The sequence below is a fragment of the Geodermatophilus sp. TF02-6 genome (genome assembly GCF_003319115.1).
Taxonomy (GTDB): Bacteria; Actinomycetota; Actinomycetes; order Mycobacteriales; family Geodermatophilaceae; genus Geodermatophilus.
The window spans coordinates 79324-95998 of sequence record NZ_QOHF01000017.1 but is presented as its reverse complement, the minus strand read 5'-3'; the positions used below and the strand labels follow the sequence as shown (position 1 = coordinate 95998).

Here is a 16675-nt window from a genome sequence, read left to right as displayed (position 1 = left end):
GCGGACCTCCGGCGGCGGGGGACGGCGAACACCCCAGGATAGTCGGCGTGGTCGGGCGAGCTGCCCGGTCTCGGCCGGCACTGCTCGTAGGCTCCACGGCCGTGGGCGACCTGATCCCGCTCTTCCCGCTGGGGACCCCGCTGTTCCCCGGGGTGGTCCTGCCGCTGCAGGTCTTCGAACCGCGCTACCGGCGGCTCGTGCACGACCTGCTGGCTTCGCCGGAGGGCGAGCGGTCCTTCGGGGTGGTGGCCATCCGGCAGGGGTGGGAGGTCGAGCAGGTCGCCCCGGCGGAGGCGCTCTACGACGTGGGCTGCACCGCCCGGGTGCAGGGAGTGCGGCCGCAGCCCGACGGCGGGTTCCGCCTCGTGACCGTCGGCGGGGACCGGTTCCGGCTGCTCGACGTCGTCGTCACCGAGGACCCGCCCTACCTGCGGGCCCAGGTCGAGTGGCTGGCCGAGGAGGAGGCGGCCGAGGAGGCCGCCGGCGACCAGGAGGAGCTGGCACCGGCCGGAGGCGCCGTGCCCGAGGACGACCTCGTCTCCGACGTCGCGCGCCGGTCGATGGCGGTGCTGGTCCGCGGGGTCGGCGAGCTGTTCGGCCGCTACGTCGCCGCGGTCGCCGGGCTGACCGGCGAGGACGACGGCGAGGAGCCCGCCGACGCCGCGGAGCTGGCCGGCGCGGTCGCCGACGACCCGCGGGCGCTGTCCTACCTGGTGGCGTCGGCGGCGCTGCTGACCACCGAGGACCGCCAGGCGTTGCTGGCCGAGTCCGCGACCCGCCGGCGGCTGCGGGCCGAGTCCCGGCTGCTGCGCCGCGAGCTGACCCTGCTGGAGACCCTGGGCGCGGTGCCCGCGCCGATGCAGCAGTTCGCCGCGGAGCGCAGCCTCAACTGAAGGAGGACGGGGTCCTCCTACCTGCAGGGGGCCGGCCCTGGACGGGGCCGGGGGCCGGCAGCGGGCCGCCCGGCGGGAGGACGGCGACGGCCGGGGCGGAGCCGGGTCGGTCGAGGTCCTCCCCGGGCGCGAACAGCGCCGCCACCACGTAGGTGAGGACGGCGACGAACGGGCCGACGGCCAGCGCGGGCAGCGAGTGCAGCCGCACCGCGGTGGTGACCCGCGCGCCGACGTCGGCGAGCTCGGCCGCGGTGGGTCCGGCGCCGAGCAGCTGTCCCAGCTGCCAGGCGGCCAGCGCGGCCAGCAGGGTGCCGGCGGCCAGGCCGAGCAGCGTGGCGACCCCGCGCCGGCGGCGCAGCTGCCAGGCGGCGACGCCGGCGAGCAGGCCGAGGCCGGCGAGCACGAGGGTGTAGACGCCGTCGTCGGCGACGAGCAGCTCGGCCGACGGGTGCCCGACCACGGTGGGGCCGTCCGCGGTGACCTCGAACTGCGCGCGCGGGGCCAGCGCCTCCCACAGCAGCCCCGCCGGCAGCCCGGCCACCAGCAGCACCCCGGTCAGGACCAGGCCGCCGCGCAGGTCTGCGCGCAGCTCCGCGCGACCGGGCCACCGCGCCCCGGTGCGCCACCGGGCCGGGACGACGGGCTGCGGCGGGACGGGCAGGCTGCTCACGCCCCCAGTCAACCGCGTTCCGGGACGGGTCGCCGGCGGGCTCCCCAGCGCGCCGCCGTCCCGGGACCGCGGTCACCGGCCGGCGCTCACCTCCACGACGCCGTGCGCGCCCCGCTCGGCGTCCACCACGACGTGGGAGACGACGGGGTAGCGCCCCGCCTCGGGGAAGGTGAGCTCGACGAAGCCGCCCTGGGCCGGCCCGAGGGCCAGCACCTGGCTGCCTCCCGCGCCGGGCTGCAGCAGGTGGGTGCCCTCGGCGTAGACGGTGTCGAACTGCCCGCCGACGACGTGGAAGGAGGTGGCCCGGTTCGGGCCGGCGTCGAGCACCCAGATCCGCACCCGCTCCCCCACCTCGGCGGTCAGCGGGCGGGCGTCGTACTGGTCGGCGTAGCCGTTGAACACCACGGCGTCCGGGCGCTCCTCGGCCAGCTTGGCGACGTCCACCGGCCCGCCCTGGGGTCCGAGGTAGAGCTCGGACTGCACCAGCACGTACGACCGGTCCACGGCCGGCAGGCCGTCGGGCTCGATCACCACGGCTCCGAACATGCCGTTGGCGATGTGCGCCGACATCGGCGCGGTCGAGCAGTGGTACATCCAGACCCCGGCCCGGGTGGCGGTGAAGCGGTACACCAGCGACTCGCCGGGCGGGATCGTCCGCATCGGCCCGTCGGGTGCCAGCGCGCCGGCGTGGAAGTCGATCGAGTGGCCGATCGTGCCGTCGTTGACCAGCGTGACCTCGAAGACGTCGCCGACGCGCCCGTGCAGCACCGGGCCGGGCGCGCTGCCGCCGAAGGTCCACAGCTGCTGGGTGACACCCGGGGCCACCTCGCGCTCGACCTCCGAGACGGGGAGGGTCAGCCGGTGCACGCGCTCGTCGGTCAACGGCGGGAGCACCGGGTCGTGGGCGGTGAAGCCGTCGCCCGGCTCCGCGGCGAAGTCCAGGTCGTCGGCGGCGCTGCCGGGTCCGGCCGCGGCGTCGACCGCGCTGCCGGCCGCCGGTGACGAGGTGCCGCCGACCGCGCGGACGTGCAGCACCATGCCCATCTGCCGGTGGCCGACCACCGAGCACCAGCCCTCGAGGTCGGTGCCGACGACGCCGACGTCCAGGCGGGTGGACTCGCCCGGCGCCAGCCGGCCGCTGTCGGCGCCCGAGTCCAGCACCAGGTCGTGCACGGCCGCGTCGTCGGCGTTGACGAGCTCGACGACCAGCCGGTCGCCGGCGGGGACGTCGACCGTCTCCGGGGTGAACCGCATGTCCCGCGCCTCCACGCGCACCGTCGTCGTCCGGCCGGTGGGCACGACGTCGGCCGCGGGGACGGCGGCCAGGGCGCGGGCGTCGGGCAGCGCCGAGGGGTCGACGGCGACCCCGGCGGCCACCACCAGGGCGACCGCGGCGAGCCCGGCGACCGCGAGGCCGGCGGCCTGGCCCCGTGGGCGCGCGGCGGTCGTCGGCGGGTGCGGACCGCCCACCGCTCCGCCGCCGGGCCCGGCGTCCCCGGCACGGGCCCGACGGGACGCGCCGATCGCGAGGAACAGCAGCGGGACGAAGGCGCCCAGCCCGGCCAGCACCAGGGCGGAGGCGCCGACCCGCACGACGCTGGGGACGGGGAGGACGCAGACCAGCAGGCCGGCGTTGACCACGGCGATCCGCAGCGGGCCGCCCCGGTCGAGGACGGTGTTGGCCGCCCGGACCGGCACCGCGCCACCGCCGAGGGCGACCGGGACCAGGTGGGACAGCGCGCCCAGCAGCACCTGTGCGCCGAACCCGGCGGCGAGGAACGGCGTCAGCCAGGCCAACCGGTCCCCGGCCTCGGCCCAGGACCCGGCGGTGCCCACCGCGACCGTGGCCGCCGCCACGCAACCGGTCAGCCAGAGCACCGCCGCCGCCACCGACCAGGTCGGGTAGGACGACGGCGGCCGGGTGCGGGCCGTCGCGACGAGCACCCGGCCGACCAGGACCAGGCCCGCCACGTACCCGGCCAGCCCGGCGACGGCGAGGGTCCGGGAGCCGGCGAGCGCTCCCCCGGCCGCGACGACGACCGCCCCGGCCAGGACCGGCAGAGCCCGACGCGCCGCCCGCTCGGCGTCCTCGGCGATGCGGGTCCGCAGCATCGCCGGCCACAGGGTCACCAGCGTGCCGACGACGGTCAGCCCCACCCAGCCGAGCACGTTGACGACGACGTGCGCCAGCAGCGCCCGCTCCTGCCACGGACCGCCCAGCCCACGGGCGAGCAGGGTGCCCAGCGTCGCGCCGACCGGGAGGAGAGCTGCCGCCACGACGTGGTGACGGACCGTGCTCCGGAAGCGGCCCGGCGGGGCCCGGTGGAGCTGCCGGCCGAGGGCCGCGCCGTGCCACCCGACCGCGCCGGCCACCGCGGCGGCGCCGGCGACCGTGACCGGCCAGGTCGCCGACACCACCCCGGTGACCACCAGGACCGCACCGGCGTTGAACTGCAGCAGCCGGCGGGACTGGGTCCTCCGGTCGCCGGGCCCGGGGGCGGTGTGCAGCAACGCCTCGGTGAAGTGCCGGCTCCACACCAGGATCGCGTGACCGACCGCGCCGAGCAGGAGCAGGTGGATCATCAGCCAGCGCGGCGCCGGCACGACCGGGTGCACCAGCGCGACGCCGGCTGTCGCGGTGAGCCAGCCCACGACCGGCAGGTCCCGCAGCGGCCAGAACCCCCGGCCGCCGTCCCGGGCGCGGCTCACCGGGCGCTCCGTGCGGCCCGTCCGGCCGACCAGCCGGCGAGCACGAGGAACAGCAGCACCGCGGCGACGTTGCCGGCGCCGCCGACCTGCCAGGCGGGGTGGAGACCGAGCCCGTCCCCGGCCCAGGTCCGCAGGAGCAGGGAGGCGTGCAGCAGCGCCGCGGGCACGAGCAGGGCCGGCGTGTACGGCAGCGGGCGGCGCAGGACGGCGGGCAGGACCACCGGGGCGTGCGCCATGACCATCGACAGGGTGAACCCGAGGAAGACCGTGTGCACCACCACGTCGTAGCGGGGCCCCTCCAGCGCGGCGCCGCCGACGAACCAGACGGCACCGGCCACCCCGAGCCAGGCGTAGCCGGCGAGCACGCACCCGGCCGTGAACCGGGTCAGCCCCCGCGCGCGGACGGTCCGGCGCGCCACGTCGTGCGCAGCCAGCCAGCCGCCCAGGGCGAGGACGGCGGCCCCCAGGAGCGGTGTCCCCGGCCCGGGCCACAGCAGCGCGGCGACGATCCCGGCGAGGACGGCGCCGGCCAGCAGCACCAGCGTCGGCTCGGCCCGGGGGCCCATCGCGACCCGTGCCAGCTCCAGCCGCTCCCCGCCGACGGTGAGGACGACGAAGCCGGCCAGCCAGGGCAGCAGCAGCGGGACGGGTACCCCGCCCCACCAGAGGACCGTCGCCCCGGCGGCCACGACCGCGCCCAGCGCCTGGACCAGGACGGCGCCGTCGCGGGCCCGCCGCCACAGGGCCACGTGCACCGCCACCACGGCCGCGGCCCCGGCCAGCTGCACTCCCTGTCCGACCCGCAGCGGCGCCGGTGAGAGGACGAGCAGGGCGCCCAGGCCCAGCAGCGCCGGGGCGAGGAACCCGGCCGGCCGGCGCAGCGCGACGGCCCGCTCGAGGGCGATCAGGGTGCCGACGAAGCCCAGTACGAGGACCGGGCCGTGCACGAAGGGCAGCCGGTCGGCCGACACCGGCGCGGGCAGGCCGAGCAGCAGCAGGCCGGCGTCCAGCCCGGCCAGCAGGGCGGTCGCCGCCGGGAGCAGGAACACCGCCCGGCGCAGCGGGACGGGCACCGGCCCCGGTCGGCCGGGGGCAGCGGCCCGGGCGTCGGGCGTGGTCGTGGTCATCAGCGGGGTCCGGCCGGTGCCCGGCGGGTTCGCGGGTCGAGGGCGTTCCGCACGACCCCGAGTTTTTACAAGCTCTCTTGGAAAAACAAGGATCCTGCCGCGACCGCCCGTGTTGCCTGGCTCACCGCGCGGGACCCGGCCGGACGCGGGCGGGGCGCCAGCCTCCGGGCCGTGGCGCGCGCGCGGACGTCGCATCGACGGGACTGCGCCGTGGGTGACCTCCCACCCGGTCCCTCCGCCCTGGCGAGGGCCCGCGGCATCGCCTCCGTCGGGCTGCTCCAGGGGCGACGCCGCTCGCGGTGCTGCCGCGCCGGGGCCGCGCCGCCGTCCGCCCCGGCGCAGCCGACACCGGCTGCCCCGGCTCGCGGCGGTGGGCGGACCGGCGGCCCTGCTGCAGGTTGACGGACCCCGTCCTCCTCACCACTCGCAGTGGAAGGACCCCCTGCCCCCGCCATGGAAGGACCCCGTCCTCCCCACCCTTCGCAAGCTCAGGGCGGGACCCGGGACGGGGCCTGCGGTGGGACCCTGCAAGGGGGCCGGAGCCTCTGGACGGGGCCGACCGGGGGGCAGCAGGGTCCTTCATCAGAGCAGCGCCACGCTGGTCGGGCCGAGGAGCGCCTTGATGTCGCCCATGAGGGCGGTGCTCGGGCGCACCCGCAGCCCCTGGTCGAGCCGCAGCACGGTCTCCCGGCTGCCGTTGAGCAGCCTCAGGTGCACCTCGGTGGTGCCCGGGTGGCTGCCCAGGACCTCGCGCAGCCGCTCGACGACCGGTGGGGTGCACCGGGCGGCGGGCATGGAGACCAGCACCGGGCCGCGTGGGCCCTCGGTGAGCTCGGGGACGGTGACCTCGGCGCCGAACAACGACGGCTGGTCGTCGCGCCGGCTGATCCGCCCCTTGACGACGACGATCTGGTCCCGGACGACCCGTTCGGACACCTCGGCCCAGGTCTTGGGGAAGAAGAGCACCTCGATGCCGGCCTCGAGGTCCTCCAGGGTGGCGATCGCCCACGGCGCGCCCTGCTTGTTGGTCCGCGGGCCGACCGCGGTGAGGATCCCGGCGATGGTGACGGGGGCGCCGTCCTCCACGCCGCCGGCGTTGATCTCCGCGATCGGGGTGTCGGCGTGCGCGGTGAGCACGTGCTCGACGCCGTGCAGCGGGTGGTCGGAGACGTAGAGGCCGAGCATGTCCCGCTCGAACACCAGCCGCTCGGACTTCGACCAGTCCGCGGTCGGCACGGCGATGTCCAGCGCCCCGCCGAAGGGGTCGCCGTCCCCGGCGCCGTCACCGCCGAAGCCGCCGAACAGGTCGAACTGCCCCTCGGCCTCCCGCCGCTTGAGCGCCATCGCCTGGTCGACGGCGGTGGCGTGCACGGAGACCAGACCCTGGCGGGAGTGGCCGAGGGAGTCGAAGGCGCCGGCCTTGCACAGCGACTCGATGACCTTCTTGTTGCACACCAGCGCGTCGACCTTGCGCAGGAAGTCGGCGAAGCCGGTGAACGCGCCCTCGTCCTTGCGGGCCCGCACGATCGCGTCGACCACGTTGCGGCCGACGTTGCGGATCGAGGCCAGGCCGAAGCGGATGTCGGTGCCCACCGGGGTGAAGTCCGCCGCCGACTCGTTGACGTCGGGCGGCAGCACCTTGATGCCCATGCGACGGCACTCGGCCAGGTAGATCGGCCGCTTGTCCTTGTCGTCGCCGACGCTGGTGAGCAGGGCCGCCATGTACTCGGCCGGGTAGTTGGCCTTGAGGTACGCCGTCCAGTAGGAGACCAGGCCGTAGGCCGCGGAGTGGGCCTTGTTGAACGCGTAGTCGGCGAACGGGACGAGGATGTCCCACAGGGTCTTGACCGCCGCGGCGGAGTAGCCGCGCTCCTGCATCCCGGCCTCGAAGCCGACGAACTCGGCGTCCAGGACCGACTTCTTCTTCTTGCCCATCGCGCGGCGCAGCAGGTCGGCCTTGCCGAGGGAGTACCCGGCGACCTTCTGCGCGATCGCCATGACCTGCTCCTGGTAGACGATCAGGCCGTAGGTCGTGCCGAGGATGTCCTCCAGCGGCTCGGCCAGCTCCGGGTGGATCGGGGTGATCTCCTGCTGGCCGTTCTTGCGCAGCGCGTAGTTGGTGTGCGAGTTGGCACCCATCGGGCCGGGCCGGTAGAGCGCGCCGACCGCGGAGATGTCCTCGAAGTTGTCCGGCCGCATGAGCCGCAGCAGCGAGCGCATCGGGCCGCCGTCGAACTGGAAGACGCCGAGGGTGTCGCCGCGGGCCAGCAGGTCGTAGGTGTTCCGGTCGGACAGATCTCGGCTGAGCTCGTCCAGGTCGATCGGGTCCTTGCCATTGGCGACGATGTTGCGCAGCGCGTCGTCGATGACCGTGAGGTTGCGCAGGCCCAGGAAGTCCATCTTCAGCAGGCCGAGCGTCTCGCAGGTCGGGTAGTCGAACTGCGTGATGACCGCGCCGTCGGCCTCGCGCCGCATGATCGGGACCGAGTCGATCAACGGGTAGCGGCCGATGATCACGCCGGCGGCGTGCACGCCCCACTGGCGCTTGAGCCCCTCGAGCTTGCGCGCTTGGTCGACCACCTCGGCCGCGCCCGGATCGGACTCGTAGCGGGCGCGGAACTCCGCGGCCTCCTTGTACCTCGCATGAGCCGGGTCGAAGATGCCCGACAGCGGGATGTCCTTGCCCATGACCGCCGGCGGCATCAGCTTGGTCAGCTCGTCGCCGACCGAGTACGGCCGGTCGAGCACGCGGGCGGCGTCCTTGATCGCGGCCTTGGCCTTGATGGTGCCGTAGGTGACGATCTGGCTGACCCGCTCCTCGCCGTACTTCTGCGAGACGTACTGGATGACCTCGCCGCGCCGGCGGTCGTCGAAGTCGATGTCGACGTCGGGCATGGAGACGCGCTCGGGGTTGAGGAACCGCTCGAAGATCAGCCCGTGCGCCAGCGGGTCGAGGTCGGTGATGCCCAGGGCGTAGGCGGCCAGCGACCCGGCGGCCGAGCCACGGCCCGGGCCGACCCGGATGCCGTTGTCCTTGGCCCAGTTGATGAAGTCGGCGACCACGAGGAAGTACCCGGGGAAACCCATCTGGGTGATGATCGAGACCTCGTAGTCGGCCTGCTTGCGCACGTGGTCGGGGATGCCGGCAGGCCAGCGCTTGTGCAGGCCGCGCTCGACCTCCTTGACGAACCAGGAGGTCTCGTCCTCCCCCGGCGGCAGCGGGAAGCGGGGCATGAGGTCGGCGCCCTCGGTGAACTCGATCTCGCACTGCTCGGCCACCAGCAGCGTGTTGTCGCACGCCTGCGCCAGGTCACCGGTGAACAGCGCCCGCATCTCCGCGGCGGACTTCAGGTAGTAGCCGTCGCCGTTGAACTTGAAGCGGTTGGTCTCGGTCAGCCGCGACCCGGTCTGGATGCACAGCAGGGCGTCGTGGGCCTCGGCGTCCTCCTTCGCCGTGTAGTGCAGGTCGTTGGTGGCCAGCAGCGGGATGCCCAGGTCGCGGGCGATCTGCAGCAGCTGCGGACGGGTCTTGCCCTCGATGGCCAGCCCGTGGTCCATCAGCTCGGCGTAGAAGTTCTCCTTGCCGAAGACGTCCTGGAAGTCGGCGGCCGCCTGGCGGGCGCGGTCGTACCTGCCCGCCCGCAGCCACATGTTGACCTCGCCCGACGGGCAGCCGGTGGTGGCGATGAGCCCCTTGCCGTGGCGCTCGAGCAGGTCGCGGTCGAAGCGCGGCTTGCGGTACTGCCCCTCGAGGCTGGCCATCGAGGAGATGCGGAAGAGGTTGTGCATGCCCTCGGTGGTGCGCGCCAGCAGGGTCATGTGGGTGTAGGCGGCCTTGCCGCGCGACGAGCCGCCCTCGCCGTCCTCGTCGATGAGGTTGTCGCCGAAGTCGAACGGCGCCCGGTCGAACCGCGAGCCGGGGGTGTAGTAGCCCTCCATGCCGATGATCGGCTTCACGCCGGCGGCCTTGGCCTGCTTGTAGAAGTCGTAGGCGCCGAAGACGTTGCCGTGGTCGGTCATCGCCAGCGCCGGCATCCCCTGCTCGGCGGCGGCCGCGGTGACCTCCGGCAGCTTGGCCGCCCCATCGAGCATCGAGTACTCGGTGTGGACGTGCAGGTGCACGAACGAGTCGGTGCTCACGGGCTCTGGCGCTCCTCACGGGTCGTGCGTGCCCGGCCGTCGGGGTGCACGGCGGGCGACCGGCGGGGAAGACCGGCAGGGCTGGTGCGCCGGGTCGGCGCCACCGGTCGCAGCGGCCTGCCGGGCCGGTGGTTCGATCCTCGCACTGGGACAGGTCTACGCCGAGGGTCTGACAGATCGTGTCTCGGCCGTCGTCCAGACGGCGTCGGTCACACCGGCCGCCCCCGCCGGGCGTCCACGGTCGCCGCGCCCGGTCGCCGCCGGAGCCGCAGCGCCCGGCTGCGCGGGACCGTGGCGGCGGCGCGCAGGACCACCAGCGCCACGCCGGCGCGCAGCAGCCCACGGACGAGGCAGCCGGCGTCGGTGCCGTCGACGGTCCGGGTGACCACCTCGCGCACCGACCGGAACGGCAGCAGGCGAGCGGTCCCGCCGGCCGGGTCGAGGATCATCGAGACGCCGGAGACGATCACCAGCAGCAGCGCGCGCCCCGCTCCAGCTCGGCGAGCACGCACAGGTCCAGCACGCCACGCGGCCACTGCGCCCGTCGGTCGTCCGCCACGACCCCGACAGCAGCGGCGCCATCCAGCCCGCCGCCACCTATCGGGGCGGGGTGTCCCGAGCGACCGCGGCCAGCACGTCGTCCAGGGCTCGCCGCATGGTGACGTGGGCGATGCCGGCCTCCTCGTACTCCTCCCCCACGGCGGCGTAGCCGGCCCGCTCGTAGAACCCCCGGGCGGCGACCTGGGCGTGCAGCTCCACCTCGGTGTGCCCGCGCAGCACCGCCTGCCGGTGCAGCTCGGCGAGGACGGCGGCCCCGTGGCCGCGGCCGCGGGCGGCGGCGTCCACCGCCATCCGGCCGACCACCGCCCGGCCGTCGCGGACCAGCAGCCGCCCGGTGGCCACCACCCGGCCGTGCCCGTCGCGGGCGAGGACGTGCACGGCGCGGGCGTCGTGCACGTCCTGCTCGATCTCGGGCGGCACGCGCTGTTCCTCGACGAACACCCGGGTGCGCAGGCGGGCGACCTCCGGCCAGTCGTCGGCGCTCGCCACCGTGGCGCTCACCGGGCCACTGCCGGCAGCGCCGACGCGGGCACGAGCAGGAAGCGCAGGTCGACGAGCACGTGCAGGACGACCGGCAGCAGCAGCGAGGCGGTGTCCAGGTACAGCCCGGCCAGCACCCCGCCCAGGACGCCGGTGGTCACCACGCCGGCGACGCCCTGGTAGGCGTGCGCCAGGCCGAACGCGACCGCGCCGACGGCGACCAGCACCGGCGCGGGCAGCCCGCCGGCCAGCGCGGCGACGACGGCGAGGAGGAAGCCGCGGTAGAGCCACTCCTCGCAGACGCCGGCGGTCACCCCGACCAGCGTGAACAGCCGCCGCTCGGCGCGGGTGCGCGGCAGCAGCGCCAGGGTGGCGTGCACCGCCGGCTCGGCGTGGCGCCCCTCTCCCGGCCGGCGCACGGGCACCGCGGCCCGGGCCAGGGCCCCCGAGCGCAGCGCGCGGGTGGAGGCGAGCACGAAGACGACGACGAGCAGCGTGGCGGCACCGGACACCGGCCCGGGCCAGCCGCTCGGCCAGCGCAGGCCCACGGTGCCGGCGTCCACCCCCGGGGCGGACAGCCACACGACCAGCGCGAGCAGGGCCAGCCCCCACTCGAGCGCCAGCAGCCGCGCGTAGAACGACCGGCGGGCGCCGTCGTCGGTGCGCAGCCGGCCCTCGAAGCGGCGGTGCAGCACGTGCCCGACCAGCGGCTCGCCGACCACCAGGTAGCCGGTGACGACGACCGCCGACAGCGCCGCCGGGCCGTAGTCCGCGAGGGAGCCGGGCAGCCCCGACACGGCTGGCCTCAGGCCTCGGCGCGCAGGATGTCGAGCGCGCCGGCCAGGTCGGGCGGGAACGGGCTGGTGAACTCCATCCAGTGGCCGTCGGCCGGGTGCGGGGTGCCCAGCCGGGCGGCGTGCAGCCACTGCCGCGGAACGCCCAGCCGCGCGGCCAGCGTCGGGTCGGCGCCGTAGGTCAGGTCACCGACGCAGGGGTGGCGCAGCGCGGCGAAGTGCACCCGGATCTGGTGGGTGCGGCCGGTCTCCAGCCGGATGTCGACCAGGCTGGCGGCGGGGAACGCCTCGACCACCTCGTAGTGGGTCACCGACGGGCGCCCGCCCTGGACGACGGCGAACTTCCAGTCGTGCCGGGGGTGCCGGTCGATCGGCGCGTCGATCGTGCCGCGCGAGGGGTCGGGGTGGCCCTGCACCAGGGCGGCGTAGCCCTTGTCGACGGTGCGCTGCTTGAACGCCGCCTTGAGCGCGGTGTAGGCCCGCTCGCTCTTGGCCACGACCATGAGTCCGGTGGTGCCGACGTCGAGCCGGTGGACGACGCCCTGCCGCTCGGCCGCACCGGAGGTGGCGATCCGGTAGCCCGCCGCGGCCAGGCCGCCGACGACGGTCGGCCCCTCCCAGCCGGGGCTGGGGTGCGCGGCGACGCCGACCGGCTTGTCCACCACCAGGATGTCGTCGTCGTCGTGGACCACGGTCAGCCCGGCGACGGGCTCCGGGTCGGCCGGCTGGGCACGTGGCGGCGGGGGCAGCTCGACCTCCAGCCAGGCGCCGCCGCTGACCCGGTCGCCCTTGCCGCGGACCCGGCCGTCGAGGAGCACATCGCCGGCGTCGGCGAGGTCGGCGGCGGTGCTGCGGGAGAGGCCGAACAGCCGGGACAGCGCCTGGTCGACACGCTGGCCCTCGAGCCCGTCGGGCACCGGCAGCGCGCGGTGCTGGCCCGCGGAGCTCGTCACGCCGTCCATCGTGACAGAGAAAGGACCCCCTCCTCCCCACCGCTGGCAGGCTCCGGGCGGTGCCCGGGAGGGGGCCACGAGGGAACGGATTCGCGACCTCCCCACCGCTGGCAGGCTCGGGGCGGTGCCCGGGAGGGGGCCACGAGGGAACGGATTCGCGACCTCCCCACCGCTGGCAGGCTCGGGGGGGTGCCCGGGAGGGGGCCGGGGCCCGACGTTCAGCGGCGGGCCGGGCCGCCGTCGTGGGTGCCGCGTGAGCCGCGGGAGCCGTCGAACTCCACGCCGCGCACCGCCAGGACCGCGCCCAGGATCCCGCCGCAGACGATCGCCGAGTCGGCGACGTTGAAGACCGGGTACACGCGCCCGTCGGGGGCGAGGACGGAGATGAAGTCGACCACGCCGCCGCGCAGGAACCCCGGCTCGCGGAAGACCCGGTCGACCAGGTTGCCCACCGCGCCGCCCAGCACCAGGCCCAGCGCCACCGCCCAGCCGACCGAGAACAGCCGGCGGGCGGTGCGCACGATGACCACCGCGACGGCGACCGCGATCAGCGTGAAGACCACCGTGAAGCCCTCGGCGAAGGAGAACGCGGCGCCGGTGTTGCGGGTGTGGGTCAGGTACAGCAGGCCGCCGAGCAGCCGGATGTCCTCACCCCGCCCGATGGTGGCGACGACGAGCAGCTTGCTGGCGAGGTCGGCCAGCAGCACTGCGAGCGCCAGCAGGAGCAGCAGCCGCGTGCGGGGACGGCGTCCGGCGGCCCCGGGGCCGGCCGCGACCGGGCCGTCGGCCGGGTCGCTCGGGTCGGGCGCGTCGGACAGGAGGGCTCCTCGGTCGGGGCTGGCGCGGCCGGTTCCCGCCGGCCGCACCGACGATAGCCGCGCCTGCCCGGGCGCCTCCGCGCCGTCCGGCTCGTCGCACGAGCCGGACCCGGTGTGATCCATCTCATGACGCTGTGCCACACATCTCAACACGCGGAGTGACATGTTCGGACGGCAACTGGCCGAACGTGGAGAGACAGTGCTCCCCCGCCCGGAAGGCTCCCGTGTCCACCGAACTCGCCCCCTCGACCGACCCCGACGTGGTTCTCGTCGGCGGCGGCATCATGAGCGCGACCCTCGCGGCGCTGCTCGGTGTCGTGGCTCCCGACTGGAGCGTCGCCCTCTTCGAGTCCGGGTCCGAGGTGGCCGGTGAGAGCTCCGACGCCTGGAACAACGCCGGGACCGGTCACGCGGCCCTGTGCGAGCTCAACTACACGCCGGCCGACCCCGACGGCTCGGTGGACGTCACCAAGGCCGTCACCATCAACGAGCAGTTCCAGGTCTCGCGGCAGCTCTGGTCGCACCTGGTCCGCGCTGGCCTGACCGGGTCGCCCAAGGAGTTCATCACCCCCGTCCCGCACCTCAGCTTCGTCACCGGCGAGGCCGGCCGGCGCTACATGCGCACCCGGTACGAGGCCATGTCGGCGTCCCCGCTGTTCGCCGGCATGGAGTACACCGACGACGCCGCCGTCCTGGCCGGCTGGGTGCCGCTGATGATGGCCGGCCGACCCGCCGACCAGGTCGTCGCCGCGACCCGCGCGGTGGCGGGCACCGACGTCGACTTCGGCTCGCTGACCCGCCTGCTCGTCGACGCCGCCGAGCAGCGCGGCGTCCACGTGCACTGCCACCAGCGGGTGACCGAGCTCGAGCGCCGCACCGACGGCCGGTGGACCGTCACCGTGCGCGACACCCGCAGCGGTGAGGAGCGCAGCGTGCGGGCCCGGTTCGTCTTCGTCGGCGCCGGCGGGGGCGCGCTGCCCCTGCTGCAGCGGGCCGGCATCCCGGAGATCCGGGGCTTCGGCGGCTTCCCGGTGAGCGGCAGGTTCCTGCGCACCCGCTCCCCCGAGCTGGTCTCGGCCCACCAGGCCAAGGTCTACGGTCAGGCGGCCGTCGGCGCTCCGCCGATGTCGGTGCCGCACCTGGACCTGCGGCTGATCGACGGTGATCACGCGCTGCTGTTCGGCCCCTACGCCGGCTGGTCGCCGAAGTTCCTCAAGGCCGGCTCGGTGTTCGACCTGCCGCTGTCGGTCAAGCCGGACAACCTGGGCTCCATGCTCGGCGTGGCCCGCACCGAGATGGCGCTGACCCGGTACCTCGTCGGGGAGCTGCTCCAGTCGCGCGGCGCCCGCCACCGGACCCTCACCGAGTTCGTGCCGCTCGCCGAGGAGCAGCACTGGGACATGATCACGGCCGGCCAGCGGGTCCAGGTGGTCAAGCGCGACGCCGGCGGCAGGCCGGTGCTGCAGTTCGGCACCGAGCTCGTCGTCGGCGGCGAGGGCACCATCGCCGGCCTGCTCGGCGCCTCCCCCGGCGCCTCGACCGCGGTCTCGGCGATGCTCACCGTGCTCGAGCGCTGCTTCCCCGACCGGATCGACGGCTGGCGCCCGCTGCTGCGGGAAGCCATCCCCTCCTACGGCCGTCGGCTGGCCGACGACCCGGCCCTGCTGGCCGAGATCCGCGCCGAGACGACGCAGACCCTGGAGCTCAACGGCTGAAGAAGGACCCCGTCCCCCTCACCGCTCGCACGCTCGCGGCGAGCCTCTGGACGGGGCCACGAGGGCGGGTGGCTGGCCGACACGCCATCGAGTACCGCCACCGCCGATGATCACGACGGGGGGAGCCCGCGAGCGGGGAGGAGGACGGGGGCGGCCCCCGTGCAGCGTCCCGCCGCGAGCCTGCGAGTGGCGGGGGGCAAGGAGGTCCTTTCTCAGTCCGTACCGGTGGCCGCGCCGGTCTCGCCGCGCCACATGGCCAGCCGGCCGGCGCGGCTGACTGCCCGCAGCCGCTGCTCGGCCTCCGATCGGGACCGCCGTGCGGACACCAGCAGCGCCTGGTCGCCCCGCATCAGCCGGGTGGTGGGACCGGGCACGAAGGACCGCCCGTCGCGCACGATCAGCACGACGGCGGCGTCCTCGGGCAGCCGCAGCTCGGGCAGGTAGACGCCGTGCAGCCGGGACCCGTCGGGCACGGTCAGCTGCATCAGCTCGGCGTCCAGCGACTCCAGCGGCGCGGACTCCACGGCGACGTCCCGCGGGGTCGACGGGGTGGCGATGGCCAGCCGCCGCGCCACCCACGGCAGCGAGCGGCCCTGCACGAGGGTGAAGACGACGACCAGCACGAAGACGGTGTCGAAGATCCGGGTCGCCCCCGGCACCTGCGCGGTCAGCGGGAACGTGGCCAGGACGATCGGGACGGCGCCGCGCAGCCCGGCCCAGGAGATGAACGCCTGCTGCCGCCACGGCATGCCGAACCAGACCAGGCTCAACGCCACCGACAGCGGGCGGGCCAGCAGCAGCAGGGCCAGGCCGACCAGCAGCGCCGGGCCGAGCGCCCCCGGCAGCCGCTCGGGCGAGACCAGCAGCCCGAGCAGCACGAACAGCCCGATCTGGGCCAGTGACGCCATGCCCTCGGCGAAGCCGATGCTGGCTGCCCGGTGCGGCAGGGCCGCGTTGCCGAGCACCAGCCCGCACAGGTAGACGGCGACGAAACCGGAGGTGTGCAGCAGGTCGGTGAGGGCGAAGGCGAGCACGCAGAGGGCGAGGGTGGCCAGCGGGTAGAAGCCGGACAGCGGCAGCGCCGAGCGGCGCAGCAGCGCCGCCCCGCCCACGCCGATGGCCACGCCGATGACCGCGCCGCCGACGAGCTCGCCGACCACCTCGAGCACGGTGAACCACCAGGCGGGCCTCGTCCCGCCGGTGAGCGAGTCGGCGAGGACGACGACCAGCAGGATCACCGGGGCGTCGTTGAGGCCGCTCTCCACCTCGAGCGCGGCCACCATGCGCCGCGGCAGCGGCAGCCGGCGCAGCGTGGCGAACACCGCCGCGGCGTCGGTGGAGCTGACCACCGCGCCCAGCAGCAGCGCGAACTGCCAGTCCAGGTCCAGCAGCCACACGGCGACGGCCGCCGTCCCTGCAACGCTGACCACCACGCCGATGGTCGACAGCGCCAGCCCGGGCCCGACCGCCCGGCGGACGTCGGTCCAGCGGGTGGTCAGGCCGCCCTCGGCGAGGATGACGACCAGGGCGGTCACGCCGAGGGTCTGGGTGAGCGCGAAGTCCTCGAACTGGATGCCCAGACCGCTCTCCCCGAGCGCCACGCCGAGGGCGAGGTAGAGCAGCAGGCTGGGCAGGCCCAGCCGGTCGGCCAGCCGCAGGGCCACCGCCGCGACGAGCACGACGACCGCCCCCACGGCGAGCGCCACGGTGACCGCCGTGTTCACCGCGCGCCCCTGCCCACCTCCGCAGTCTGGCGTACGCGTCGGGCCGGCCCGGGCCCTCCGGGTCGGCGGGCCGGTGACGAGGACCGCAGCC

The 16675-nt window shown here is 75.4% G+C and carries 12 protein-coding genes; 2 read left to right on the top strand and 10 right to left on the bottom strand.

The window, feature by feature from the left end; translation table 11 throughout:
• Window positions 1-101 precede the first annotated feature (101 nt).
• Entirely contained in the window at window positions 102-893 is a 792-nt protein-coding gene (locus DQ238_RS15930) for an LON peptidase substrate-binding domain-containing protein (protein ID WP_113782238.1), read from the top strand.
• Here the strand turns inward: DQ238_RS15930 and DQ238_RS15925 are convergent.
• From DQ238_RS15925 to lspA, 9 genes are all read right to left on the bottom strand, one after another.
• Window positions 886-1563 carry a DUF2567 domain-containing protein gene (locus tag DQ238_RS15925; protein WP_113782237.1) on the bottom strand — a complete coding sequence of 226 codons (678 nt, stop codon included), beginning with the start codon at window positions 1561-1563 and terminating at the stop codon, window positions 886-888. The genes DQ238_RS15930 and DQ238_RS15925 overlap by 8 nt on opposite strands.
• A gap of 72 nt (window positions 1564-1635) precedes the next feature.
• The gene (locus DQ238_RS15920) at window positions 1636-4272 is read right to left on the bottom strand and encodes a multicopper oxidase domain-containing protein (RefSeq protein WP_199506388.1); all 2637 of its coding nucleotides are present in this window, start codon (window positions 4270-4272) and stop codon (window positions 1636-1638) included.
• On the bottom strand, window positions 4269-5399 hold the full coding sequence (locus tag DQ238_RS15915) for a hypothetical protein (protein ID WP_199506387.1): 1131 nt from the start codon (window positions 5397-5399) through the stop codon (window positions 4269-4271). Before DQ238_RS15915 ends, DQ238_RS15920 begins: the two co-directional genes overlap by 4 nt.
• 582 nt (window positions 5400-5981) lie before the next feature.
• Window positions 5982-9539: a DNA polymerase III subunit alpha gene (gene dnaE / locus DQ238_RS15910; RefSeq protein WP_199506386.1), complete on the bottom strand. Its 3558-nt coding sequence runs from the start codon at window positions 9537-9539 to the stop codon at window positions 5982-5984.
• 209 nt (window positions 9540-9748) lie between these two features.
• Entirely contained in the window at window positions 9749-10009 is a 261-nt protein-coding gene (locus tag DQ238_RS15905; RefSeq protein ID WP_113782236.1) for a hypothetical protein, read from the bottom strand.
• A gap of 127 nt (window positions 10010-10136) precedes the next feature.
• A complete protein-coding gene (locus DQ238_RS15900; protein ID WP_113782235.1) occupies window positions 10137-10601 on the bottom strand; it encodes a GNAT family N-acetyltransferase in 465 nt (154 codons plus the stop codon).
• Window positions 10598-11377 (bottom strand): CPBP family intramembrane glutamic endopeptidase, encoded by a 780-nt coding sequence (locus DQ238_RS15895; protein WP_113782234.1) that lies wholly within the window; start codon window positions 11375-11377, stop codon window positions 10598-10600. The genes DQ238_RS15900 and DQ238_RS15895 overlap by 4 nt, the downstream gene beginning before the upstream one ends.
• 8 nt (window positions 11378-11385) lie before the next feature.
• Window positions 11386-12336, bottom strand: a complete 951-nt coding sequence (locus DQ238_RS15890; RefSeq protein WP_113782233.1) for an RluA family pseudouridine synthase — start codon at window positions 12334-12336, stop codon at window positions 11386-11388.
• A 209-nt stretch (window positions 12337-12545) separates the two neighbouring features.
• Window positions 12546-13268: a signal peptidase II gene (lspA, locus tag DQ238_RS15885; protein ID WP_233496011.1), complete on the bottom strand. Its 723-nt coding sequence runs from the start codon at window positions 13266-13268 to the stop codon at window positions 12546-12548.
• Between the two features lie 101 nt (window positions 13269-13369).
• Here lspA and mqo point away from each other — a divergent pair, with 101 nt between their 5' ends.
• Entirely contained in the window at window positions 13370-14860 is a 1491-nt protein-coding gene (gene mqo / locus DQ238_RS15880; RefSeq protein WP_113782232.1) for a malate dehydrogenase (quinone), read from the top strand.
• Between the two features lie 212 nt (window positions 14861-15072).
• Here the strand turns inward: mqo and DQ238_RS15875 are convergent, their stop codons facing one another.
• Window positions 15073-16584 carry a potassium/proton antiporter gene (locus tag DQ238_RS15875; protein ID WP_113782231.1) on the bottom strand — a complete coding sequence of 504 codons (1512 nt, stop codon included), beginning with the start codon at window positions 16582-16584 and terminating at the stop codon, window positions 15073-15075.
• Window positions 16585-16675 lie beyond the last annotated feature (91 nt).